Here is a 23,295-nt window from a genome sequence, read left to right as displayed (position 1 = left end):
TGAATCCTATCGGTTGACGCCCCGGCCGAGCGTCACCGAATCGTCCTCGGCACAGTCGCCGGCGAGCTTTGCCGGGTTGCCCACGACCGTGCAGTTTCCGGGCACCGAGTCCAGCACCACTGATCCGGCACCGACGCTTGCGCCCTCGCCGAGGACGATCGGGCCCAGTAGGGTCGAACCGGCCCCGACGGTGACGCCGTCTTCGAGGGTCGGATGGCGCTTCTCGTCCGCCAACGAATCCCCGCCCAGCGTCACGCCGTGATAGAGCATTACGTCGTCGCCGATCTCGGCGGTTTCGCCGATCACGATGCCCATGCCGTGGTCGATGAAGAATCGTCGCCCGATCTGTGCGCCGGGGTGGATCTCGACGCCGGTGAGAAAGCGGGCGTAATGCGAGAGCAGGCGTCCGGGGAGCCGAAAGCCCGCCGTCCAGAGCGCGTGGGCGATCCGATACATCCAGATCGCGTGCAGCCCCGGGTACGCGAGCAGGACCTCAAACGTACTCTTGGCTGCCGGATCCTTCGCCTTGGCCGTCCGAACGTCCTCACGGACTCGCTTGAACATGATCGCTATCAGCCATTCCGTGTGCAGAATGGTAGCTGTTGTGGTACCGGGGACTCAGGCGAACGTCTTCGAGACCTCGTCGTCCTCCTCTTCGGCCTGGATCTTCGCCCACGCCTCCTCGAAGTCCTCCATCCGCACTTCGGTGCGGTCGTCGCGGATGGCGAACATCCCCGCCTCCGTACAGATCGCCTTGATGTCCGCGCCGCTTGCCTCGGTCGCCTCCTCGGCCAGTTTCGCGAAGTCGACGTCCTCGGCGACGTTCATCTCCCGGGTGTGGATCTCGAAGATGAGCTCGCGACCCTCCGCGTTGGGCTTTGGCACCTCGATGAGGCGGTCGAACCGGCCGGGCCGGAGAATGGCGCGATCGAGCATGTCGAAGCGGTTCGTCGCCGCGATGATCCGTACCTCGCCACGGTCCTCGAAGCCGTCCATCTCCGAGAGGAGCTGCATCATCGTGCGCTGGACCTCCGCGTCGCCCGACGTCTTCGATTCGGTGCGTTTCGAGGCGATGGCGTCGATCTCGTCGATGAACAACACGGCGGGTTCGTGGGAGCGGGCGACCTCGAAGAGGTCCCGGACCAGCTTCGCGCCCTCGCCGATGAACTTATGGACGAGCTCGGAGCCGGCCATCTTGATGAACGTGGCGTCGGTCTCGTTCGCGACCGCCTTCGCCAGCATCGTTTTCCCGGTTCCGGGCGGCCCGTAGAGCAGGACGCCGCTCGGGGGATCGATCCCCACGTCGCGGAACATATCCGGTTTGAGAAGGGGCATCTCGACGGTTTCGCGCACCTCGTTCATCTGCTCGTCGAGCCCGCCGATATCGGTGTAGGAGACCTCGGGACTCTCCTCGACCTGCATGACGCGGGCGCGCACGTCGGTCTCGCCTTCGAGTTGCTTGACGATCGACAGCGAGTTGTTGACCGCCACCCGGCTGTCGGGTTCGAGTTCGGCGCGCATCTCCTCGGTGACCTCGGTGAGCGCCTCCTGATTGTTGCCGTGCTGTTTGATGATGACGCCCTCGTCGGTCATTTCCTGGACGGTGGCGACAAAGAGCGGGGACTGCTTGAGCTTCTTGTTCTCGTGGGTCAGACGCTCGAGTTTCTGCTGGTACTTGTTGTTCTCGGCGTTCGCGTCCAACAGCTTATCGCGCATCTCCTCGTTCTGATCCTCGAGGACGTCGAGCCAGTCGCGCAGGGCCTCGATCTTGTCCTGCTGTGAGGTTCCCTCCTCGTACGGGAGGTCGACGTCCTCTACAGTATCGGTCATTGGGGTATTTACGGCGCTGTCTCATAAGAGGTTTCGGGTCGAACCACTCCGATCAGTTAGAATTTCTGCTGGTAATATTTTAAAAGAGGAAATATTATTACGTTGTATCCGGTAGGGCCAGACGAGATGAGCACGTCAGAGGCGATCGCGGCCGAGGCGGGAGAACAGACGGGGTGGGACGCGGTCCGGGAGCTGCCGCCGAGCGCGAAACTCGTCGCGAAGGTTCTAGAGTACAACGAGACGCTCACGCAGAGCCAACTCGCAGAGGAGACGCTCCTCCCACCGAGGACCGTCCGTTACGCGTTGAACCGGCTCGAGGAGGAGGGAGTCGTCGAATCACGGTTCTCGTTTTCGGACGCCAGAAAGCGCCTGTACACCCTCACGATCGAATCGCGCTGACCCCACGGAGCTTATACTTCCCGCGGGCGAACCACGGGGCATGACACGGGTGATCCACACCGGCGACACCCACATCGGGTATCGCCAGTACCACTCGGCCGAGCGCCGCGCCGACTTTCTGGCCGCCTTCGAGCGGGTCGCCGCCGACGCTATCGAGGAGGGCGTCGACGCCGTCGTTCACGCCGGTGACCTCTTTCACGACCGTCGGCCCGACATCGGGGACCTGCTCGGGACGCTGGACGTGCTTCGGGACCTCGAGGACGCGGACGTGCCGTTTCTCGCTATCGTCGGCAACCACGAGGGGACCCGCGAGGGACAGTGGCTCGATCTCTTCTCACGCATGGGCCTTGCGACCCGCCTCGACAGCGAGGGAGTCACCGTCGGCGAGACGACCTTCTACGGGCTCGATCACGTTCCCGTCTCCCGGCGCGAGGAGTTGGAGTACGACTTCGCCTTACCCGAGACCGACCACGCGGCGCTGGTCGCCCACGGCCTGTTCGAGCCCTTCGGCTATGCCGACTGGGACACCGAGGAACTGCTCGATTCGGCCACCGTCGAGTTCGACGCCATGTTGCTCGGGGACAACCACCACCCCGATCGCGCAGAGGTCGAGGGGACGTGGGTGACCTACTGCGGATCGACCGAGCGGGCAACCGCGAGCGAGCGCGACGGGCGGGGCTACAACCTCGTGACCTTCGAGGACGGCGAAGCCCACATCACCCGCCGGGGGCTCGACACCCGGGAGTTCGTCTTCGCCGACGTCCAACTCGCTGCGGGCGAGGGGATCGAGCGCGTGCTCGAACGGGTCGGCCAGCACGACCTCGACGGGCGGGTGGTGATCGTCACCGTCGAGGGCGAGGGCGAACCACTCGCGCCCGCGGAGGTGGAGTCGTTCGCCCGCGAGGGAGGCGCGCTGATCGCTCGGGTCAACGACAAACGCGAGATCGAGAGCGGCGAACCGGCCGACGTTTCGTTCTCGGACCCCGACGCGGCGGTCCGCGAGCGCCTGCGGGAGATGGGGCTGTCGGGCGCCGCAAGCGACATCGACGAGACGGTTCGAGCGAGCAAGCTCGCCGACTCGAACGTCCGCGGGGCCGTCGAGGAACGCGTCACCTCGCTGCTCGAGGAGGACCCGGCGGCCTTCGAACCTGCCGCGACCGCACCCGACGGGGAGTCACCGTCAGAGTCGCCGACCGAGAGCGCGGACGGGGACACGCCCGGGACGGCCGGCACGGCCGAGTCCACCGACCGACCCGAGGGGGCGAGTGCCGACAGGCAGGCCCAGTCCTCGATGGAGGAGTACCTGTGAGGATCGAGCGCGTCCGACTGACGAACTTCAAGCCGTATCGCGACACGGACCTCCGGCTCGAACGGGGCGTCAGCGTGATTCACGGACTTAACGGCAGCGGGAAGTCCTCGCTGCTCGAGGCGTGTTTCTTCGCGCTGTACGGTTCCTCGGCGCTCGACGGCACCCTCGAGGAGGTGATCACGAACGGCGAGGAGGAGTGTGAGATCGAGCTGTGGTTCACCCACGCAGACGGGGAGTACCACGTCGAGCGCCGCGTTCGTCTGTCGGGCGAGCGCGCACAGACCGCGACGTGCGTCCTCGAAACCCCCGACGGGAGCATCGAAGGAGCCCGCGACGTCGAGCGCTACATCGAGGAGCTACTGCGGATGGACGCGGACGCCTTCGTCAACTGCGCGTACGTCCGCCAGGGCGAGGTCAACAAGCTGATCCACGCCACGCCGGGCGAGCGCCAGGACATGATCGACGACCTCCTCCAACTCGGGAAGTTAGAGGAGTACCGCGAGCGGGTCAGCGAAGCTCGATTGGGCGTCAACGACGTGCGAGCAGACGTCCAGGGCAGCCTGCGGGAGATCGAATCCCAGATCGACGAAAAAGAGGAAAAAGGGCTCCCCTCGCTCCTGAACGACCTCGAAACCGAACTCAACGACCTCGAGGAGGAGATCGAGCGCTACGAGGAGAACGAGCGGAACGCAGAGCGAACCCGCGAGGAGGCGAGCGAAATCCTCGAGGCCCACGAGGGGACCCGCGAGGAGATCGCAACGCTCGAGACCGACATCGAGGGGCTCAGGGACACGATCTCGGAGACCGAGGACGAACGCGAATCGCTCAAAGAGCGCCTCGCGGAGGCGCGCGCGGAGATCGGCCGACTGGAGGACCGGCGCGAAGACCTCGTCGCCGAATCGGCCCTCGAGGACGCCGACCAATCGATCATCGAGCAGCGCCGCGAGACGCTCGAAACGGACCTCGAAGAGTGTCGCGAGGCGATCCGCGAGTCGAGTCTCGCGGCCCAGCAAGCGAAGAGCGACGCGAAGACGGCCCTGGAGGCCGCCAAGGACCTCGAAACGCGGGCCCAGGAGGCCCACGAGAAACGCCGGACCCTCGAGGCGGAAATCGAGGAGACCGAATCGGCCCTCGAAGAGCGCCGCGAGGCGCTCACGGAACTCGAATCGGAGATCGAGGAGCTGCGCGAGCGGTTCGCGGGCGCCCCCGTCGATCCCGGGGAGGCCGACGGCCGGCTCGCAGACCTGCGCGAGGAGCGCGAGGGGCTGCGCGAGCGCGAGACGACGCTTCGCGCCTCGCTCGAAACCGCCCGCGAGGCCGTCGAGGAGGGCGAGCGCCTCCGGGAGGCGGGCAAGTGCCCCGAGTGCGGGCAGCCGGTCGAGGACTCGCCCCACGTCGACGCGCTCGCGGAGCGCCGCGAGCGGGTTTCCGACCTCGAGGACGCACTCGCGGAGCTTCGCACGGAAACCGAGAGCGTCGAGGAACGGATCGACCGGGCTGAGGCGCTCTCGGAGGCCGAATCCGGGATCGAACGGAAACGCGAGCGCCGCGAGACCCTCAACGAGTTGCTCTCGGATCGCGAGGCAGGTCTCGAGGAGAAGCGCGAACGGGTATCGGAACTCCGAACGCGCGCGGACGAGCTCGACGCCGAGGCGGTCGAAAAACGCGAGACCGCAAACGAGGCGCGAGAACGGGCGGGCGAGGCCCAGGAACGAACCGCCGACCTTGACGAGCGCCGAACCGAGCTGGAGGAGCGAATCGACCGCCTCGGAACGCTCTCGGACGTCCTCGTCGACCTCGCTGACGCCCGCGAGACCGTCTCGTCGCTGCGCGAGCGCCGCGCGGACCGCGCCGAGTTGAACGACGAACGACGCGAGCGCCTCGCGGAGAAACGCGAGCGAAAACGGGAGCTCGAAGCCGAGCACGACCCCGAGCGCATCGAGCAAGCACGGGAGGACAGACAGCGTGCGGAGACGTACCTCGAAAACGTCGAGGGGAAACTCGCGGAACTCGACGAGGAGGAGGCCCGGCTGCGCGATCGGATCGGAGGCGTCAAGAGCGAACTCGACTCCCTGGAGACGCTCCGCGAACGGCGCGCGGCCCTCGGCGACCGTCTCGGAGCGCTCGACTCGCTGTACGGGGAGGCAGAACAGCTCCAGGGGATGTACGCCCAGCTCCGTTCGGAACTCCGACAGCGCAACGTCGAGCAGCTCGAACGCATGCTCAACGAGACGTTCGAGCTGGTCTACCAGAACGACGCCTACGCGAAACTGGAGTTAACAGGAGAATACGAGCTCACTGTCTACCAGAAGGACGGCTCGCCGCTCGCGCCCGAGCAGCTCTCGGGGGGCGAGCGCGCGCTGTTCAACCTCTCGCTTCGCTGTGCGATCTACCGTTTGCTCGCAGAGGGGATCGAGGGCGGCGCGCCGATGCCGCCGCTCATTCTGGACGAACCCACCGTCTTCCTCGATTCGGGTCACGTCTCGAAGCTGGTCGACCTCGTCGAGTCGATGCGCCGTCTGGGCGTCGAGCAGATCGTCGTCGTCAGCCACGACGACGAGCTCGTGGGCGCGGCCGACGACCTCGTCCGGGTGCGAAAGGACCCGACGACCAACTGCTCGACGGTCGAGCGCGGCGAGGCGCTACTCGCCGCCGGAGCCACGGAGTGAGGACAGCGCCTCGGCTGCGAGCTGAGTCGTCCCGTAGCCGCGCTCGCCGGCGATCTCACACTCCTCGAGTAGCCCCGCCGCCCGAAGCTCCGCGACGGTGCCGTGAAAATCGCTCTCACAGAGCGTATCGAACGCGAGAAGCTCCCGAACCGCGAGCGGCCCGCGGGCGTCTAGTACCAACAGGAGTCCGAGCGTGCGGTCGTCGTGGACCGCCGAGAGAAGCCGTCTGATCGGTTCGTCGACCTCGCGTGCGGCCGTCTCAAGCGCCGAGACCCCCTCGACCGGCGAGAGGTCGTCGGTCCCGACGTAGCGCTCCGCGCCGGTTTCGGGATCGCGTACCAGGCTCGACTCGTCCGAGCGCTTGAGCAGGAGGTATCGCGCGCCGTCGTCGTCCTCGACGGTCTGCATACCGGTCCTACTGCTCCCGCGGGTTAGTCGCTGTCGGTACCCTCCTCGAGGTCGAGCGTCCAGTAGCTATAGAGCCCGCGAGCGAGCGCGAGCAGGCCGACCGCCAGCAGTCCGCCCCCGAGGCCGAGTCGCCCCTCGAAGAGCACGAACATCGCGCCGAGGCTCGTCGCGAGGAGCCCGACGTTGAACAGGACGACGAGCTTCCAGAACGCGCTCAGGAGGTCCTTCGGGACGTCTCCGGGCCCGAAAAACCCCTCGTCGGGCGGCGAGACGTCCGGGATCTCCGGCCCGAGGGTCGGTTCGCTCTCCTCTGGTTCGACGTTCGGGATGTCGGGACCCAGATCGGGCTCCTCGGGTTCGTGCTCGGAGCGCTCGTCGGGTAACACGTTCGGAGGTCGGACGCAGCGGGCAAAAGCGATTCGACCCGCGGGTCGGATCAGAGTTGGTCGGGCAGCGAGACGCTATGGGTCGTTTTGACCCACGCGAGCGGGTTCCGGACGTCGTAGAAGACGATGCCCCCGGTGGTCTCGTAGGTCTCGACGGATTCGACCGCGTCGAGTTCCAGTTCGTCGGTGCCGCTCTGTCGGTCGGGATCGGCGCTTGACATCGTCGTCACCGATTACTGGTATGTGTTAACACGATATATGTCTTGTTGCTCCGTCACCAGTTGCCAGGGTAGTCGGTCGATCCGGGCTTCGCACGGACGAATGGTGGTTTCAGGCCCGTTCGCCCCTCGATTTCGCTTCGTTCGATGTGACGGTCATCCTCGGATTAATCTCGCTTTCGAGGCGTTCCCGACGGCGGGGACACTCGGGCGAACCACCGACGTTTTAGCCTGCCGCATCCAACGAGCGGACATATGGAGCAATCGGGACTCTCCGCGTATGCGGACGCCGACGAGAGCGAGGGGCGTCCGGCCGCGGAGGCGCGCGCCGTCGCCGGGAACGGCGATACGACGGGTGAGGTCGTCGACATCGACGAGCGACGATTCCCGCCCGTCGAGGAGACGGTCGATCTCGGGGTCACACAGGTCAACTACACCGTCGAGGAGGGAGCCGACGGCGAGTACCCCGTCGTCCACGTCTTCGGTCGGGACGACGCCGGCGAGGCCCATCACGTCCGAATTTACGAGTTCCGACCCTACTTCTACGCGCCGAGCGCGAGCCTGACCGACGAGGACCTGAGCGACAGTCGGATCACGGGCACCGAGGAGGGCTACGAGTCGATCCGGGGCGAGAAGCTCACGAGGATCTTCGGCCAAACCCCCCGGGACGTCGGGAACATGCGCGATCGTTTCGACCACTACGAGGCCGACATCCTCTTTCCGAACCGCCTGCTGATCGACAAGGGCATCAACAGTGGGATCCGCGTACCCGACCGCCGCGACGACGACGGCTCCGTTCGAGTGCACCACGAGGAGATCGAGCCCGTCGAGGCGGAAGCGGACCTCCGGGTCCACAACTTCGACATCGAGGTCGACGACCGGTCGGGCTTCCCCGAGGAGGGCGAAGAGCCGATCGTCTGTCTGACCAGCCACGACTCGACGCGCGAGGAATACATCGGCTGGCTGTACGTCGCACCCGCTGGCGACGGAACCTCCCCCGCCGACCTCCCCGACTACGCCCCGATCAGCGAGGACGTCGAGATCGAGATCCACGCCTTCGAGAGCGAGGAGGCGATGCTCGATGCGTATCTCTCCTACATCACCGAGACCGACCCCGACGTGCTGACGGGCTGGAACGTCGACGACTTCGACGCCCCGTACCTGATCGACCGCCTCGACCGTCTCGATCCGGCGACCGACTACGACCTCTCGATGGAGCGTCTCTCGAGAGTCAACGAGGTCTGGCGCTCGGACTGGCAGGGGCCCAACATCAAGGGCCGGGTCGTCTTCGACCTGCTCTATGCGTACAAGCGCACGCAGTTCACCGAGCTCGACTCCTACCGACTCGACGCCGTCGCCGAAACCGAACTCGGCGTCGGCAAGGAGCGGTATGCGGGTGACATCGGCGACCTCTGGGAACAGGACCCCGAACGCCTGCTCGAATACAACGTCAGGGACGTCGAACTCTGTGTGGAGATCGACGCCCGTCAAGGGATCATCCCCTTCTGGGACGAGGTGCGCACGTTCGTCGGCTGCAAGCTCGAGGACGCACCGACCCCCGGCGACACTGTCGACATGTACGTGCTGCATAAGGTCCACGGCGAGTTCGCCCTGCCCTCGAAGGGTCGTGTCGACAGCGAGGAGTACGAAGGCGGGGCGGTGTTCGACCCCATCACCGGCGTGAAGGAGAACGTCACCGTACTGGACCTCAAATCGCTGTACCCGATGTGTATGGTGACGATCAACGCCTCGCCCGAGACGAAGGCCGAACCCGACTACGAGGGCGAGACCTATCGCGCGCCCAACGGGATGGAGTTCAAACGGCAACCGGATGGCATCATCCGGTCGATGGTCGACGAACTGCTGACCGAACGCGATCGCAAGAAATCTCGGCGAGCCGAACACTCGCCCGGAAGCGGCGAGTACGAGCGCTTCGACCGCCAGCAAGGGGCGGTAAAGGTCATCATGAACTCGCTGTACGGGGTGCTCGGCTGGGAGCGCTTCCGACTCTACGATAAGGACGTCGCCGGGGCGGTGACCGCCACGGGACGGGACGTCATCGAGTTCACCGAGGAGTCCGCAAACGAACTGGGCTATCAGGTCACCTACGGGGACACCGACTCGGTCATGCTCGAACTCGGGGCCGGCGTCGATAGACAGAGCGCGATCGAGCAGTCCTTCGAGATCGAGAAACACATCAACGGTTCGTACGACGAGTTCGCGAGCGAGGTCCTCGACGCCGAAGACCACCGCTTCCAGATCGAGTTCGAGAAGCTCTACAGACGGTTCTTCCAGGCCGGTCGGAAAAAGCGCTATGCCGGCCACATCATCTGGAAGGAGGGAAAGGACGTCGACGACATCGATATCACGGGCTTCGAGTACAAGCGCTCGGACATCGCGCCCATCACGAAGGAGGTCCAAAAGGACGTCATCGAGATGATCGTCCTCGGGGAGGACCTCGAGGAGGTAAAGAGCTACGTCCACGACGTCGTTACCGACTTCCAGGAGGGCGAGATCGACCTCGACCGGATCGCTGTCCCGGGCGGGATCGGCAAGCGCCTCGACAACTACGACACCGACACCGCACAGGTCCGCGGCGCGAAGTACGCGAACTTACTGCTTGGGACTAACTTCACACGCGGGAGCAAACCCAAACGCCTCTATCTGAGGAAGGTCCATCCGAAGTTCTTCCGCCGTATGGAGAACGAGCGGGGCCTGGACCCACAGCGCGATCGCCTCTACGCGGAGTTCAAGCGCGACCCGGACGTGATCTGTTTCGAATACGAGGACCAACTCCCCGAGGAGTTCGAGGTCGACTGGGAGAAGATGCTCGAGAAGACGCTCAAAGGCCCGATATCGCGCGTGCTCGAAGCACTCGATATCTCGTGGGACGAGGTGAAATCGGGTCAACAGCAGACGGGACTGGGCAGTTTCATGTAGTCCCCGACTTACAGATCGGCGAAGGAAAGTTCTCGTTTCGAAAACCGATTCGGGGGAAGACGAAAGCATTATGGACGCCACGACCCTTCGTTCAACCGATTGAGGAGCCACTATGGCAACACTTGAACTGAAAAACCTACACGCGGAAGTGGCGGACGACGACGAGGCCGAGAAGATCCTCAACGGTGTTGACCTCGAGGTCAAGACCGGCGAGATCCACGCGCTGATGGGCCCCAACGGCAGCGGGAAGTCCACCACCGCGAAGGTCATCGCGGGCCACCCGGCCTACGAGGTCACCGACGGCGAGGTGCTGATCCACCTCGAAGAGGGTGATTTCGGCGAGGACTTCGAGATCCCCGAGGACAAGCGTACGTGGGACCTGCTCGAACTCGAGCCTAACGAGCGCGCCGCACTTGGCGTGTTCCTCGCCTTCCAGTACCCCGCGGAGATCGAGGGCGTAACGATGTCGAACTTCCTGCGGACGGCCGTCAACGCGAAGTTCGACGAGCGCGAGGAACTGTTCGAGGACGAGGAACGCGAAGAACCGGAACGCACCGAATCCGAGGACACCGGCTACGACACCAGCCCGATGGAGGGGCCTGCCGACGACGGCGAGATCGGTGTCGCGGAGTTCCAGCAGCTCCTCTCGGAAAAGATGGAGATGCTCGACATGGACGAGAAGTTCGCCCGACGCTACCTGAACGCGGGCTTCTCGGGCGGGGAGAAGAAACAGAACGAGGTGCTGCAGGCCGCGCTTCTGGAGCCCTCGATCGCCGTGCTCGACGAGATCGACTCGGGGCTCGACATCGACCGTCTGCAGGACGTCTCGAAGGGGATCAACGCGCTGCGCGACGAGCAGGGCACCGGGATCCTCCAGATCACCCACTACCAGCGGATCCTCGACTACGTCGAGCCTGATCGCGTCCACATCATGCTCGACGGCGAGATCGCCATGAGCGGCGACGCGGAGCTCGCGAAGAAGCTCGAGGACAAGGGTTACGACTGGGTCCGCGAGGAAGTCTACCAGACGGCCTGAACCGCGCGACGACTACTACCATACATATCAACCAATGAGCTCAGAAGAACTCACCAAGAACCAGGAGCGCTTCGATCACCGCAACGAGGAGCGCTCGGCGTTCCGCTCGGAGAAGGGCCTGACCGAAGAGGTCGTTCGCCTCATCAGCGAGGACAAGGACGAACCCGACTGGATGCTCGATCGCCGCCTTAGAGCGCTCGAACACTACCAGAACATGCCCCTTCCCACCGACTGGCCCGGCCAGCCCGACCTCACCCAGCTCGACGTCGAGGAGATCATCCCCTACATCCGCCCCGACGTCGAAGCCCGCGGGAGCGTCGACTCCTGGGAGGACGTCCCCGAAGACATCAAGGATACCTTCGAGAAACTCGGCATCCCCGAGGCCGAGCGCGAATCGCTCTCCGGGGTGGGCGCCCAGTACGAAAGCGAGGTCGTCTACCAGAACATGCAAGAACAGTGGGAGGAGAAGGGCGTCGTCTTCATGAACATGGACGAGGCCGTCCAGGAACACCCCGACATCGTGAAGGAGTACTTCATGACCCGCTGCGTTCCCCCAAGCGACAACAAGTTCGCCGCCCTCCACGGTGCGGTCTGGTCCGGCGGGAGCTTCGTCTACGTTCCCGAGGACGTCACCGTCGAAATGCCCGTTCAGGCCTACTTCCGCATGAACTCGGAGGGGATGGGCCAGTTCGAACACACCCTCATCGTCGCCGAAAAGGGCAGCGAAGTCCACTACATCGAAGGCTGTAGCGCGCCGAAATACGGCACGCACAACCTGCACTCCGGGGGGGTGGAAGTGTTCGTCGGCGAGGACGCCCACGTCCAATACAGCACCGTGCAGAACTGGTCGAAAAACACCTTCAACCTCAATACGAAACGCGCGCTCGCCGAGAAGGGCGGCCGGATGGAGTGGGTCTCGGGCTCGATGGGCTCGAAAGCCACGATGCTCTATCCCTGCACCATTCTCAAGGGTCGCGGGGCGAGCGCGAACCACATCTCGATTGCGTTTGCGGGCGAGGGCCAGGACATCGACACTGGGGCGAAGGTCTATCACAACGCGCCCAACACCAACTCCACGATCGAATCGAAATCGATCTCGAAAGACGGTGGCCGGACCAATTATAGAGGGTTGGTCCACATCGCCGACGGGGCGCACGATTCGTCGACGAGCGTGGAGTGTGACGCGTTGATGTTCGACAACGAGTCCGTCTCGGACACGATGCCGTACATGGAGATCAACGAGTCGAAGGTCGACGTGGCTCACGAGGCGACGGTGGGGAAGATCGGGGACGAGGACGTCTTCTACCTCCAGTCGCGGGGGCTGGACGACGACGACGCGAAACAGATGATCGTCAGCGGCTTCATCGAGCCCATCACCGAGGAACTCCCGATCGAGTACGCCGTCGAACTGAATCGTCTGATCGAACTCGAAATGGAGGGATCGCTCGGATGAGCGCCATCCAGCACGCGGACATCTCGGAGGAAACGGTAGAGAAGATCTCCGAGAAGCTCGACGAGCCCGAGTGGCTCCTCGACGCTCGGTTGGAGGCGCTGGAGGCGCTCGACTCGCTTGAGCTCCCCAGCGTCATCCAGACGCCGGGGCGGCGATGGACGAACCTCGAAGACCTCGACTTCGAGGCGCTGGTCGATCCCCTCGACGCGGCCGAGGAGAAGGACCAAGTCGGTCCCGATGACGTCGAGGTACTGCCCTTTGCGGAGGCCGCACGCGAGCACGAGGACCTCGTTCGCGAGCACTTCGGCTCGATCATCGACCCGGAGGAGAACTACCTGACGGCGCTGTCGACTGCCCTGTTCACCACGGGGACGGTGGTTTACGTCCCGCGCAACGTCGACGCCGAGGACGTGACGATCCGGACGACGATGAACTCCGGGTCGCTGTTCAACTACACGCTCGTCGTGACCGAGCAGTCGAGTTCGGTCACCATTCTGGAGCGCCAGTCGACCGGCGAGTCGGTCGAGAGCGAGGAGGGTCGCTACTACAGCGGCATCGTCGAGATCGCGGCGGGCGAAAACAGCCACGTCCAGTACGGCAGCCTGCAGGACCTCGACGAGGAGACGTACAACTACACGCTCAAGCACGGCGTCACCGACCAGTACTCGACGATCAGCTGGATCGAGGGCAACCTCGGCTCGCGGCTGACGAAGTCGGGCGTCGAGACCACGCTTTCGGGCGAGGGATCGGAGACGAAGATCGTCGGGGCCTTCTTCGGCCACGACGACCAGCACTTCGACATCAACTCGCGTGTGTGGCATCGTGCGGAGCACACCACCGCCGACCTCGTGACCCGCGGCGTGCTCGACGATCGCTCGCGCTCGGTCTACGAGGGTGTCCAGGACGTCGGCAGCGAGGCCTGGGACACCAACTCCTACCAGCGTGAGAACACGCTCATGTTGAGCGACGAGAGCGAGGCCGACGCCTCCCCGAAGCTCATCATCAACAACCACGACACCGAGGCGAGCCACTCGGCGACCGTCGGACAGGTCGACAAGGAAGACCTGTTCTACATGATCTCGCGCGGTGTCGACCCCCAGTCGGCGAGGAACATGCTCGTCGAGGGCTTTTTCGTGCCCGTTCTCGACGAGATCGAAGTCGACGAGCTGCGTGAGGACCTCGAAGGACGTATCAAAGAGCGGCTCCGATAGGGGGATATGTCCATCGGCCGTATCGTTTTGGAACCGCGTGGTGAGGTGCCGTGAGTCTCGCGACCCGGGTCGGCTCGGACCGCCAGCTCGCACGGTTGCTCCAGATCGGGATCGTCCTCGAGGAGGTCGTCGAGGCCCGCGCCTATCACCACCACCAGTCGTTGTCGGCAGACGAGCGGACCGAACTCGACGACGATATCGAGGATCTGCTCGAACACGCCGCCGAGGAATCGGCCGATCACCGGAAACGACTCGAAGAACTGATTGCGGATCTCGACGCCGAGAGCGTCGCTTTCGAGGAGATCGAGGCGCTGGTCGACGGCCAGTACGGCCAGACCAAACCCGACGATTTCGACGGTATCCTCTACGACCAACTCCACAGCGAGGAGACCGCCTACAAGTTCTATGACGACCTCATCGGGGCGATCGAGGGAAGCGACGCGGAGTTCGGGGTCGAGCGCGAGGACCTCCTGGACACGCTTCGGGGGATTCGAGCCGAGGAAGAGGAGGGCGTTCGGGAGGTCACCGAGATCATGGAGGAACGCGAATGAACCCACAGACAACATCGCTGGTCGCTGTCGGTCGGCCACCGGAGGTGGCTCGCATGAACACACTCACAACGCTGTTCGTTGCTCACAGCGATCGCACGAGGTGGTCGCCGTGAACACGGCCGATCAGTATCTCAAAGCGATCTACGTCGTACAGCGTGCGGAGAACGGGCCGGCCGCGACCGGTGCGCTCGCCGATCGGCTGGAGGTCAGTCCCGCGAGCGTCAACGAGATGATCGGCAAACTCGCCGACCGGGGCCTGGTCGACCACGAAAAGTACAAGGGGGCCTCGTTGACCGACGAGGGGATCGTCCGGGCACGAAACGCACTCCAGACCTACTGCATCATCGAACGGTTCCTCGCGAACGTCCTCGAGGTCGAGGAGTTCCGCACGGAGGCCCGCGAACTCGAGAGCGTCATCGACGAAACCGTCGGGGATCGATTGGATACGATCATCGACCGCCGGTCGGACTGTCCCGATTGTTTCGATCCCGAGAGCGACGCCTGTGAGTATCTCGAGTTTTGTCTCGAGGAACCGGCGGATTGACTCTCGAAGCGTTCAAGTGCTCGCCGAGGGAAGGTACGGCGAGGTGTCCCGTGATGTCCCGCTGCGATGCGGTATACACGGACTACCGACGATGTCCCGTGGTGGTGAGCAGTTCCAAAGAACTGCGATCCTCAGGGAACTAAACGAACGAAAGCGTGCGCGCAGTCCCGTGGTGTAGTGGCCAATCATAATGGCCTTTGGAGCCATTGACGGCGGTTCGAATCCGCCCGGGACTATCCTGTGGCGAGCGACCCGGTAGGTCGCGATTTTTACGATGGTCAGTCGAACTGGTAGTCGCGGAGTTCGGTCGTCAGACGGCAATCGACGTCCTGGGCGTCGATGTAGGCCATCGTCGCCGCGAACCCCGTCGGGTCGATGTAGGTCTCGTGGTTCTCGACGACGTCGTGGTAGTACAGCACGAGCGTGTCGGTCGGCAGGCGTTCGTCGAGGAGGATGTCGATCAGTTCCATCGACCGTCCGGCGTCGTCGCCGGGATGGCGATTGACCGACAGCGGGGAGTTGATTGTTCGGTTCGTCGCACCGCGCTGACCGTGGGTCGCGAAGTCGTAGTAGTCGGCGGCGATGTCCATCGTGTCGGTGGTAAACGAACCGAAGGGATAGGCGAGCAGCGAGGCCGACTCCCCGAACCCGTGTTCGAGTAGCCATCGCTTTGCCTCCTCGAGTTCGGCTCGCTGTTCGTCGAGGGGGAGTTCGCCGGTCCGTTGGTGGGTGTGAGTATGGCTCGCGAACTCCCAGCCCGCCTCCTGCATCTCGGTCATCTGATCGAGAGTGAGACTCCCTGTGTTACCGATCCGCCCGGTGATCGTAAAGACCGTCGCCGGGATGTCGTACTCGCGCATGATCGGGAACGCGGTGTCGTGGGTCGAACGCAGGGAATCGTCGAACTGAACGAACAGGCGGGGTTCCTCGGTGACGGGCACCGCTCGGATGTCGTCGAGGTACCACTCGACGTCCTCGCCGGCCCACGAGATCGTCATATAGGCCTCCTCTGTGGATTCGAGGCTTGACGTATGGTTGATCCCCAGATCGTAGCGGATCCAGCCCGGTTCGTCGATCTTGTGTCGGGTCCGGAAGTGAAGCTCTCGGTCGCACTCCGGAGCGTTGACGTCGAACGACGGCGAGTAGTGATCGCCGGGCGACTCGATGTACATCGCGAGCGAGAACGACGTTTCGGTGAGGTCGTATCCTTCGAGTGGGATCCGGACGGCGCTCTCGCCGTCGTCGGCACTCGTCAAGCGGACCGACCGAGAGTCACGATAGACGTGCTCCGTCGACGTTTCGAGCGACCCCGAGAGCAGGTCCCACTCGTCCGTGGACTCACAGTCCTGCCAACACTCCCCGCGATCCCAGAACTCCTCGCGGGGATCGCCGTCGAGAAACAGGGTGGGTTCCTCGGATTCGGGCTCCGGTTCGGGTTCGGACTCCGGTTGTGACTCGGGGTCCGTCTCGTTTCCGTCGGTCCGGTTTCCTTCGTTCGTGGTTTCGTTCGGATCCGACCGCGTTTCGCCAGCCCCGAGACAGCCTGTGAGACACGCCGCACCGACCGTCGACAGGAAGGCCCGCTTGGTCAAGGGCTTTTGACTCCCGTTCATGTATGATAGGAGTCACGTCACCTATATCGTTACTAGTCCCCTATATGACAGATTATCCCCTCCTTCGGCCGGATCGAAGCGGGGGTGTTCCTCCAAGCGGCCATCAATCGGATCCATCGATGCGAGCGTCTTCGGGGTCTCTCTTGACGTTGGCGGTGGGTTCGGGTGAGTTATGCGGTCGCTAACGAGGCCGGCGTCGCTTCGACCGTCTCTCTATCTCCCCATTCGACCCGGCGACAGAACGGGCGGTCCGTCACCGAAATGCCCCGAAGACGTCCCCGTCGAGCCGGGAGGCGACCCGATCGGCGAGGGTCGCGAGGTTGCGGGTGTCGTCGCGGTTGTACCTGATCAACTTCTCGAGGGCGGCCTCGTCGCCGCGCTCGTAGGCGTGCCACAATCTGACCGCCTCGCGGCCGTCGACGCCGTCTTCCTCGCGCTCGATCCCCAACTCGCGCTCGACCGCCTTCAGCCCGCCCGTCAGCCCCGCCTTCCGGCAGGGATACATCAGATCGAGGTGGGGCGTCTCGATCGAGAGGTCGAAGGCGGTCTCGAGGAAGGGCACGTCGAAGCGCGCGCCGTTGAAGCTGACGAGCAGGTCCGCCGAGTCGAGTTCGCGCTCGATCGCCCCGCCGGTGAGGTCCTCGCCCGCCACCAGCGTCTCGGTCTCGCCGCCGCGATGGAAACTCGCGGTCGTTACCCGATCGCGGTCCTTGCTGAGGCCGGTCGTCTCGATGTCGAAGAAACAGGCGTCGGGTCGGAAGTTCTCGTAGAAACGCCAGTGGCTCGCCGAGGGGAGCCGCTCGGCGAAGAAGGCGGCGTTTCGTCGGTCGAGTTCGTCCCGTGCCTCGTCGATGAACGACTCGATGGCGTCGCTGCGGGCGTCTCCGACGGGCATCGTCCCCGCCGCCGAGAACGCGTCCCAATCAGTGAGGCCGGCCTCCCAGAGTTTCCGCTCGGTTCGCTCGCCCACGCCGTCTGCGGCGATGAAACAGTTCTCTACGCGCACGACGCGTAGTCGGTGGTCCGGAAGGATAACCTATTCGTCTACGAGGACGAATTCGACGCGCTCCTCGTCCGAACCCTGCGTCCGACGGCCCGTTACCTCAACGCGCCCGATTTCCGCGGTGTTCGAGACGTGCGTTCCCGCACACGCCACTCGATCAAAGACCGTCGACGGGCCGCTCGGCTCCCCGTTCGGGGTCGAACCGATCCCGTCGCCGATCTCGACGATCCGAATCTCGGTGATGCTCTCGGGCAGGAGGTCGAGACGGGTGCGTTCGGGGTCGAGTTCCGTCTGCGCACGTTCGCGACCGAGCGTGTACCACCGCACGTCCATGGCCGCCCCGACCAGTTCGTTCATTCGGGTTTCGAGCGCGTCGAGATCCTCGTCGGTAAAGCGCTCGTACGCACAATCGAGGCGGGCGTGGTCGGCGTAGAGCTGATTGCCGGTCGTAGGTGCGTCGTACTCCTCGAGGAGGACCGCCGACAGCAGGTGCTGAGCGGTGTGATACTGCATATGTGCGGCCCGGTGCTCTCGGTCGATCTCCCCGACCACGCGCTCGCCGACTGTTGGGCCCTCGCCCTCGACGGTGTGGTAGATCTCGTCGGTCTTTCGGACGTCGCGGACGGGCCAGTTCTCGCTTCCCGAGAGCGCCCCGCGATCGGCGGGTTGGCCGCCGCCCTCGGGGTAGAAATGGGTGGCGTCGAGGACGACCCGCGCCGCGTCGCCGTCGTCGATGACGCGCTCGACGCGCGCTTCGAACTCCCGAACCGTCGGATCGCCGAGGTACAGCGGATCGGTCATGACGTCGGTACTGGTCGGTCGGGAATAAACGCTCGTGTCGTCGCTCGCGTGACCTCCCGAGCGCTCCCATGGCCGTCGTAACGCTAAAGAGTAAAACACGCGTTTTTGTAGATAACAATGAACGATCGCACGGTCCTTTCGAGGTGTTTCTATGGGCGTTGAAATAAAAGAGACGCCCGTCTCGGAGGCGGATTTCGAGTCGATGAAGCGCTTTGTCTACGAGTATCTCGACGCGAGTGTGAAAAACGAAGACGAGGGCGGACGAATGCGCTGGTATCCGTGGCACTCCGCGGAGTACCGGTTCAACCACACGCTGAACGTCCTCTCGATCGCCGAGACGATCGCCCGAGAGGAGGGTGCCGATGTCGACGTCGTCCGGGTCGCCGCGCTCTTTCACGATGTCGCCAAACTCGACGCCGACCAGGAGATCCACGCCGAGGAGGGCGCCCGCGTCGCCCGCGAGTATCTGTCCTCCCGGGGGTCTTTCCCCAGTTCGTTCATCGACCGGGTCTGCCGGGCGATCACAGCCCACACGCATTCGGGCGATCTGGCGGACCTCTCGCTCGAAAGTCAGTGTCTCCTCGAGGCCGATCTGCTCGATAAGGTCGGCGCGAACGGGACAGTCCTCATGATACTGCGGATGGGCTATGAGGCACGCACCCACATGGACGCCGCGACGATGGTCGAGCGGGTCTACGAGCGTGGGGCGGACGCCTGCGAGCGTATCGAGAGCGATACCGGCGGTAGCATCGCCCACGAGCGTCTCAAGCGCGTGCGGTGGTTTCGCGAGTGGCTCGAGATGGAGGTCCCCGAAATGGAGTGCGATCCCGACTCCCTAGAGTAAGAAAAGCGCCCGATACAGGAAGAGCAGCCCGAACCCGGCCAGAACGAGTGCGCTCGTCGCGGCTATCGCCGGTGTGAACCCGTCGATCCGTCGGTCCGCCCGCGTGAGCACCAGCGGGAACGCCGTAATCCACAGTCCGATCCCCACGAAGAAACCGACGACGATGGCCGCGCTCCCGGTCGCGACGTGCACCTCGTCGAGAACCGGAACCGCAAGCGTGCCCGGATCGAGCAGCGTCACACCGACGGTGAGCCACCAGAGGACCTGATAGGGGTTGGTCAACGCGAGTGCGAACGTCCGGCGAAACCCCGTCGAGTTCGGGTCCCGATCCGTACCGACGACCGACTCGCCCGTGCTTTTCGCGGCGTCGAGCGCGAAGTAGAGCATGAGCAACCCGCCGACCGCCATCATCCCCGCGCGCACCGCCTCGGCCTCCCGTATCACGGCGGTGACGCCCGCGAGCGCGACGACGAAAAAGCAGGCGTCGGCACTCATCGCACCCAGTCCCGCCCGGAAGCCCGCATCCCATCCCCGGAGGACGCTCTCCTCGGCGATGATCGCGTTCATCGGCCCCGGCGGGGCCGCAAGCGAGAGTCCGAGCAGGATGCCGGCCAGTATCGCGCCGAGAGTGCCGGTCACGCCGGCCGTTTCGGGCGAATCGACAAAACTCCACCGTACCCTCAGAGAACGCTCCCGACGAGGGTCGAGACGGTCCCCACGACCGCCTCCCAGACGGAGACGCCCGTCAGGACCGAGAGGAACGAGTCGAGCGCGAAGAGGGCAAACAGGACCGCCCCCAGCAGGTGGGCCTTTCGGAGGTCGATGCGGCGGGAGAACTTGTGGAAGAAGAAGGCGTTGGCGAGGCTCACCGGGATGATCGCAAGCATCTCGCCGACCCAGATGGCGCTCGTCGCGCCGTACTCGGCCGCCAGCCCGATCGTGACGAGCTGGGTCTTATCGCCGAACTCGCCGCTCGCCATCAGCAGGAAGATCGGGACGAACCCGCCGAAGGAGTCCGAGAGGTCGTGCCCGAACACGGTCGGCGCGTCGAGGTCCGGTGTGAGTATCGTATGCCCCCCGTCGGTTCGTTCCCCGTCGGCCGCGGGCATCGACCGGTAGAGCAACGCCGCGAACAGGAGGAACAACCCGCCGGTCAGCGCGGTCAGCGCCGTCGGGGAGAGAACTGTCTGCAGTGCCCGACCGAAGAGGATCTCGAGGGCCGTCCAGCCCGCAAACGCCAGCCCGGCGGCGCCGACGACGGTCCACGGGCTGTAGCGCGTCGAGAGGCCGGCGATGATGAACTGGACCTTCTCGCCGGGCAACACGGCCAACTGGGTGACGAACGCGACTGCCGCAACCTCGACCCAGCCGCTCACGCTTTTTCCCCGCGTTGGGGTCTCGACTCCGAGTCCGTGTGGTGTTCGAACCGAGCGATCGTTCGGAGGGCCATCGATCGACTCGCGTTAGACGAGGCTAAAGCATATATCTGTTCCAGCTAATCGCGATACGATACCGACTCCCGTAATTCAGATCCCTTTTCCCATCAGGTGGCTTCGCAACACGTCGCTGTCCTTGTTCGAGGTTGCGGTGTTGAGCAGGACAACGGTGTCGTCGGCACCGAACTCGCCCTCGTCGGCGAGTTTCCACGCGCCGCTTGCCGCGGCCGCGCAGGTCGCACCCATCTCGACGCCCTCGCCTTTCGCGACCCCGATCGCGCTTTCGAGGATCTCCTCGTCGTCGGTCGCGACCGCGCCGCCGCCCGATTCACGCAGGCACTCGAGGATCCACGGGCTCGCGCCGGGATCGGGGATCTCGATCCCGCCACAGATCGTGTCGGGATGCTCGACGGGCTCGTGGCGGTCCTTGCCGGCCTCGAATGCCTCGACGATCGGTGCACAGCCGCTCGACTGGGCGGCGTACATCGCGGGCAGCTCGTCGATCAGGCCCAGTTCGCGCAGTTCCGTCGCGGCCTTGTGCATCCCCACGAGCCCGACCCCGCCGCCGGTCGGGTAGACGACCGCGTCGGGTACTTCCCAGTCCAGTTGCTCGATCGTCTCGTAGGCCATCGTCTTCTTTCCCTCATGACGATAGGGCGTGACGAACGTCCCGACAGAGTGCCACCCCTCGCTCTCGCCCTCCTCGGCCATCGCGTCGGCGTAAGCCGCTCCCGCGTCGCCGATCCGCCCGCCGACGACGGTCATATCGCCGCCGTGAACGTTCACCATCGCTTTGTTCGTAAAGCCCGCTCGCGAGGGGAGAAAGACGTGTGCGTCGATGTCGGCCCGGCCGGCGTAGGCGGCGGCGGCCTGCCCGGCGTTGCCCGCCGAGGCGAGCGCGACGTCGCTCGCGCCCTGCTGGGCGGCGGCGGTCATCGCCACCGTCTGGCCGCGGTCCTTGAAACTCCCCGTCGGGTTCCGTCCCTCGTCCTTGATCAGCACCCGGCCGACACCCATCTCCGCGGCGAGCTTTTCGCACTCGACAAGCGGCGTCGCGCCCTCCTCGATCGTGATCGCCGATTCGCGGGGGAAGGGCAACAGTTCCTCGTAGCGCCACATCGAGTCGAAGGGGCGCTCGGCGAGTTCCTCCCGCGTGAGGTCGATCACCCCGTAGTCGTAGGCGGGATCGAGGATTCCACCACACGCCGGACAGCGATTGGCGTCCGGGTCGAACCGCTCGCCACAGTCGATACACGAGAGGCCGACGAACGCCGCGGTCGTCTCCATACCGGGGCTTGCCGGCCGGAGACAAAGGGCTTGCTCTGTGATCGGGCGGTAGCAGGGACTTAGTAGCCCGCCGCCGAACCCCCGGCCATGGACGTCGTGGTCGTCGGCGGCGGGCTCGCGGGACTGGTCTGTGCTCGCCACCTCGCACGCGAAGGGGCTGACGTAACGCTGTTCGAGCGCGAACCCGCGGTCGGCGGGCGGGTGCGCTCGCGCCACGAGGGCGGCTATACGTTCGATCGGGGCTTTCAGGTCCTCTTTACCGCCTACCCCGCCGCAAAACGCGAACTCGACTACGACGCGCTCGACCTGCGCTATTTCACGCCCGGGGCGTGTCTCGCCCGGCCCGGACGGCGCTCGGTGCTCTCGGACCCGCTTCGGGACCCCGGCTTGCTCGCCGAGTCGGCGCTCAATCGGGAGGTAACGCTGGGCGATAAACTCCGGACGCTCGCGCTCCGTCGACGGCTCTCGAACGTCGACCCCGAGGAGCTCTTTTCGGGCGGGGACCAGACCATCCGAGCGGCGCTGCTCGAACGGGGCTTTTCCGAGGACTTCATCGAGCACTTCGCCGCGCCCTTCTACGGTGGGATCACGCTCGATCGGGCGCTGTCGAGTTCGGCCGCCACCTTCGCCTATACCTTCGCGATGCTCTCGCGCGGGCGGATCGCCGTCCCCGCCGCGGGGATGGGGGAGATCCCCGAGCAACTGGCCGACGCGGCACGCGGGGCGGGCGCGACGATCGAAACCGACAGCGAGGTCGACTCCATCGATGGGACGACCGTCTCGCGTGGTGGCGAGTCAGTTTCGGCCGACGCCGTCGTCGTCGCGACCGATCCGAAACGCGCCCGGGAGCTGACGGGCGTCGACTCGATCCCGACCGAGGCCCGGGGCTGTCTCACCCAGTGGTATTCGCTCTCCGAACCCCTCGACTGCGGGAAGCGCCTGCTACTCAACGTCGCCGACGACGCGCCAAACCACGTCGTTCCCCACACCGCGGTCGCCCCGGAGTACGCACCCGAGGATGAAACGCTCCTGAGCGCGACGTTTCTCGGCGAACCCGACGGATCCGACGAGGATCTCACAGCGCGTACCCGCGAGGCGCTCGCCTCGTGGTTCCCCGAACGCTCGGTCGATTCGCTCTCGCTGTTACACACCGACCGGCTCCCCTTCTCGCAGTTCGCCCAGCCGCCGGGCTTCTACAGGGACCTACCCGACGTCCGCGACCCCGAGGGACCGGTCTATCTCGCAGGCGAGTCCACGCAGTGGTCCTCGATCCAGGGTGCGATCGAGAGCGGCCGGGTCGCCGCCGAGGCGGTCCTCGAGGATTCGGCGTGACCGGGTCCCGAGACGCGGCCAGCGT

The 23,295-nt window shown here is 65.0% G+C and carries 22 protein-coding genes and 1 tRNA gene; 12 read left to right on the top strand and 11 right to left on the bottom strand.

Annotated elements, in window-relative coordinates; genetic code table 11:
* Positions 1 to 6: 6 nt before the first annotated feature.
* Both cysE and pan1 read right to left on the bottom strand, forming a co-directional pair.
* A complete protein-coding gene (gene cysE / locus HACJB3_RS11835) occupies positions 7 to 564 on the bottom strand; it encodes a serine O-acetyltransferase (RefSeq protein ID WP_008415657.1) in 558 nt (185 codons plus the stop codon).
* A 54-nt stretch (positions 565 to 618) separates the two neighbouring features.
* Complete coding sequence (gene pan1, locus HACJB3_RS11830) at positions 619 to 1,830, bottom strand: proteasome-activating nucleotidase Pan1 (protein ID WP_008415653.1); 1,212 nt, start codon at positions 1,828 to 1,830, stop codon at positions 619 to 621.
* 126 nt (positions 1,831 to 1,956) lie between these two features.
* On the opposite strand from pan1, the gene HACJB3_RS11825 reads away from it, so the two are divergent.
* From HACJB3_RS11825 to rad50, 3 genes are read left to right on the top strand one after another with little or no spacing between them, the layout of a single operon-like run.
* Complete coding sequence (locus tag HACJB3_RS11825) at positions 1,957 to 2,229, top strand: MarR family transcriptional regulator (protein ID WP_008415652.1); 273 nt, start codon at positions 1,957 to 1,959, stop codon at positions 2,227 to 2,229.
* Between the two features lie 40 nt (positions 2,230 to 2,269).
* Positions 2,270 to 3,538, top strand: coding sequence for a DNA double-strand break repair protein Mre11 (gene mre11 / locus HACJB3_RS11820; protein WP_008415650.1), 1,269 nt, complete (start codon positions 2,270 to 2,272; stop codon positions 3,536 to 3,538).
* The gene (gene rad50, locus HACJB3_RS11815) at positions 3,535 to 6,207 is read left to right on the top strand and encodes a DNA double-strand break repair ATPase Rad50 (protein WP_013199514.1); all 2,673 of its coding nucleotides are present in this window, start codon (positions 3,535 to 3,537) and stop codon (positions 6,205 to 6,207) included. Before mre11 ends, rad50 begins: the two co-directional genes overlap by 4 nt.
* On the opposite strand, the gene HACJB3_RS11810 is transcribed toward rad50, so the two are convergent.
* The 3 genes from HACJB3_RS11810 to HACJB3_RS19645 are packed head-to-tail and all read right to left on the bottom strand — an operon-like array spanning position 6,181 to position 7,222.
* On the bottom strand, positions 6,181 to 6,615 hold the full coding sequence (locus HACJB3_RS11810) for a DUF7346 family protein (RefSeq protein WP_008415629.1): 435 nt from the start codon (positions 6,613 to 6,615) through the stop codon (positions 6,181 to 6,183). The genes rad50 and HACJB3_RS11810 overlap by 27 nt on opposite strands.
* Positions 6,616 to 6,638: 23 nt before the next feature.
* A complete protein-coding gene (locus HACJB3_RS11805) occupies positions 6,639 to 7,001 on the bottom strand; it encodes a DUF7322 domain-containing protein (RefSeq protein WP_008415630.1) in 363 nt (120 codons plus the stop codon).
* Between the two features lie 50 nt (positions 7,002 to 7,051).
* Positions 7,052 to 7,222, bottom strand: a complete 171-nt coding sequence (locus HACJB3_RS19645) for a DUF7331 family protein (protein ID WP_008415632.1) — start codon at positions 7,220 to 7,222, stop codon at positions 7,052 to 7,054.
* Positions 7,223 to 7,474: 252 nt separating this feature from the next.
* Between HACJB3_RS19645 and HACJB3_RS11800 the strand changes: the two genes are divergently transcribed.
* The 7 genes from HACJB3_RS11800 to HACJB3_RS11770 all read left to right on the top strand — a co-directional run bounded on the left by HACJB3_RS11800 (position 7,475) and on the right by HACJB3_RS11770 (position 15,190).
* The gene (locus HACJB3_RS11800; protein WP_008415633.1) at positions 7,475 to 10,159 is read left to right on the top strand and encodes a DNA-directed DNA polymerase; all 2,685 of its coding nucleotides are present in this window, start codon (positions 7,475 to 7,477) and stop codon (positions 10,157 to 10,159) included.
* Positions 10,160 to 10,271: 112 nt separating this feature from the next.
* Complete coding sequence (locus HACJB3_RS11795; protein WP_008415635.1) at positions 10,272 to 11,195, top strand: ABC transporter ATP-binding protein; 924 nt, start codon at positions 10,272 to 10,274, stop codon at positions 11,193 to 11,195.
* A gap of 34 nt (positions 11,196 to 11,229) precedes the next feature.
* Positions 11,230 to 12,648, top strand: a complete 1,419-nt coding sequence (gene sufB / locus HACJB3_RS11790; RefSeq protein ID WP_013199513.1) for a Fe-S cluster assembly protein SufB — start codon at positions 11,230 to 11,232, stop codon at positions 12,646 to 12,648.
* On the top strand, positions 12,645 to 13,859 hold the full coding sequence (gene sufD / locus HACJB3_RS11785) for a Fe-S cluster assembly protein SufD (protein ID WP_008416548.1): 1,215 nt from the start codon (positions 12,645 to 12,647) through the stop codon (positions 13,857 to 13,859). Before sufB ends, sufD begins: the two co-directional genes overlap by 4 nt.
* Before the next feature lie 50 nt (positions 13,860 to 13,909).
* Positions 13,910 to 14,410 (top strand): hypothetical protein, encoded by a 501-nt coding sequence (locus HACJB3_RS11780; protein ID WP_008416549.1) that lies wholly within the window; start codon positions 13,910 to 13,912, stop codon positions 14,408 to 14,410.
* A 109-nt stretch (positions 14,411 to 14,519) separates the two neighbouring features.
* Complete coding sequence (locus HACJB3_RS11775; RefSeq protein WP_049934583.1) at positions 14,520 to 14,954, top strand: metal-dependent transcriptional regulator; 435 nt, start codon at positions 14,520 to 14,522, stop codon at positions 14,952 to 14,954.
* 163 nt (positions 14,955 to 15,117) lie between these two features.
* Positions 15,118 to 15,190 (top strand) — tRNA-Gln (locus HACJB3_RS11770).
* A gap of 42 nt (positions 15,191 to 15,232) precedes the next feature.
* Here the strand turns inward: HACJB3_RS11770 and HACJB3_RS11765 are convergent.
* The 3 genes from HACJB3_RS11765 to HACJB3_RS11755 form a co-directional block, all read right to left on the bottom strand.
* Positions 15,233 to 16,567: a polysaccharide deacetylase family protein gene (locus HACJB3_RS11765; RefSeq protein WP_008416553.1), complete on the bottom strand. Its 1,335-nt coding sequence runs from the start codon at positions 16,565 to 16,567 to the stop codon at positions 15,233 to 15,235.
* Between the two features lie 253 nt (positions 16,568 to 16,820).
* The gene (locus HACJB3_RS11760; RefSeq protein WP_008416555.1) at positions 16,821 to 17,573 is read right to left on the bottom strand and encodes a ribonuclease H-like domain-containing protein; all 753 of its coding nucleotides are present in this window, start codon (positions 17,571 to 17,573) and stop codon (positions 16,821 to 16,823) included.
* Between the two features lie 30 nt (positions 17,574 to 17,603).
* Entirely contained in the window at positions 17,604 to 18,371 is a 768-nt protein-coding gene (locus HACJB3_RS11755) for an alanyl-tRNA editing protein (protein ID WP_008416557.1), read from the bottom strand.
* Between the two features lie 151 nt (positions 18,372 to 18,522).
* On the opposite strand from HACJB3_RS11755, the gene HACJB3_RS11750 reads away from it, so the two are divergent.
* Positions 18,523 to 19,215 (top strand): HD domain-containing protein, encoded by a 693-nt coding sequence (locus HACJB3_RS11750; protein WP_008416559.1) that lies wholly within the window; start codon positions 18,523 to 18,525, stop codon positions 19,213 to 19,215.
* Here HACJB3_RS11750 and HACJB3_RS11745 read toward each other — a convergent pair.
* The 3 genes from HACJB3_RS11745 to HACJB3_RS11735 form a co-directional block, all read right to left on the bottom strand.
* A complete protein-coding gene (locus HACJB3_RS11745; RefSeq protein ID WP_008416560.1) occupies positions 19,207 to 19,854 on the bottom strand; it encodes a LysE family translocator in 648 nt (215 codons plus the stop codon). The genes HACJB3_RS11750 and HACJB3_RS11745 overlap by 9 nt on opposite strands.
* A 41-nt stretch (positions 19,855 to 19,895) precedes the next feature.
* Positions 19,896 to 20,591, bottom strand: a complete 696-nt coding sequence (locus HACJB3_RS11740) for a TMEM165/GDT1 family protein (protein ID WP_008416562.1) — start codon at positions 20,589 to 20,591, stop codon at positions 19,896 to 19,898.
* Between the two features lie 150 nt (positions 20,592 to 20,741).
* Positions 20,742 to 21,938, bottom strand: coding sequence for a threonine synthase (locus HACJB3_RS11735; protein WP_008416563.1), 1,197 nt, complete (start codon positions 21,936 to 21,938; stop codon positions 20,742 to 20,744).
* An 87-nt stretch (positions 21,939 to 22,025) separates the two neighbouring features.
* On the opposite strand from HACJB3_RS11735, the gene HACJB3_RS11730 reads away from it, so the two are divergent.
* A complete protein-coding gene (locus HACJB3_RS11730; protein WP_008416564.1) occupies positions 22,026 to 23,270 on the top strand; it encodes an NAD(P)/FAD-dependent oxidoreductase in 1,245 nt (414 codons plus the stop codon).
* Positions 23,271 to 23,295: the final 25 nt, after the last annotated feature.

The organism is Halalkalicoccus jeotgali B3 (assembly GCF_000196895.1).
GTDB lineage: Archaea > Halobacteriota > Halobacteria > Halobacteriales > Halalkalicoccaceae > Halalkalicoccus > Halalkalicoccus jeotgali.
The sequence above is the reverse complement of the archived record's forward strand: the minus strand, read 5'-3'. Positions and strand labels throughout refer to the sequence as shown.

Excerpts from the sequence above, each read along its gene's own strand:
- cysE (WP_008415657.1), bottom strand. The coding sequence starts at position 564 with ATGTTCAAGCGAGTCCGTGAGGACGTTCGGACGGCCAAGGCGAAGGAT.
- pan1 (WP_008415653.1), bottom strand. The coding sequence starts at position 1,830 with ATGACCGATACTGTAGAGGACGTCGACCTCCCGTACGAGGAGGGAACC.
- HACJB3_RS11825 (WP_008415652.1), top strand. The coding sequence starts at position 1,957 with ATGAGCACGTCAGAGGCGATCGCGGCCGAGGCGGGAGAACAGACGGGG.
- mre11 (WP_008415650.1), top strand. The coding sequence starts at position 2,270 with ATGACACGGGTGATCCACACCGGCGACACCCACATCGGGTATCGCCAG.
- HACJB3_RS11810 (WP_008415629.1), bottom strand. The coding sequence starts at position 6,615 with ATGCAGACCGTCGAGGACGACGACGGCGCGCGATACCTCCTGCTCAAG.
- HACJB3_RS19645 (WP_008415632.1), bottom strand. The coding sequence starts at position 7,222 with ATGTCAAGCGCCGATCCCGACCGACAGAGCGGCACCGACGAACTGGAA.
- HACJB3_RS11800 (WP_008415633.1), top strand. The coding sequence starts at position 7,475 with ATGGAGCAATCGGGACTCTCCGCGTATGCGGACGCCGACGAGAGCGAG.
- HACJB3_RS11795 (WP_008415635.1), top strand. The coding sequence starts at position 10,272 with ATGGCAACACTTGAACTGAAAAACCTACACGCGGAAGTGGCGGACGAC.
- sufB (WP_013199513.1), top strand. The coding sequence starts at position 11,230 with ATGAGCTCAGAAGAACTCACCAAGAACCAGGAGCGCTTCGATCACCGC.
- sufD (WP_008416548.1), top strand. The coding sequence starts at position 12,645 with ATGAGCGCCATCCAGCACGCGGACATCTCGGAGGAAACGGTAGAGAAG.
- HACJB3_RS11765 (WP_008416553.1), bottom strand. The coding sequence starts at position 16,567 with ATGAACGGGAGTCAAAAGCCCTTGACCAAGCGGGCCTTCCTGTCGACG.
- HACJB3_RS11755 (WP_008416557.1), bottom strand. The coding sequence starts at position 18,371 with ATGACCGATCCGCTGTACCTCGGCGATCCGACGGTTCGGGAGTTCGAA.
- HACJB3_RS11750 (WP_008416559.1), top strand. The coding sequence starts at position 18,523 with ATGGGCGTTGAAATAAAAGAGACGCCCGTCTCGGAGGCGGATTTCGAG.
- HACJB3_RS11735 (WP_008416563.1), bottom strand. The coding sequence starts at position 21,938 with ATGGAGACGACCGCGGCGTTCGTCGGCCTCTCGTGTATCGACTGTGGC.
- HACJB3_RS11730 (WP_008416564.1), top strand. The coding sequence starts at position 22,026 with ATGGACGTCGTGGTCGTCGGCGGCGGGCTCGCGGGACTGGTCTGTGCT.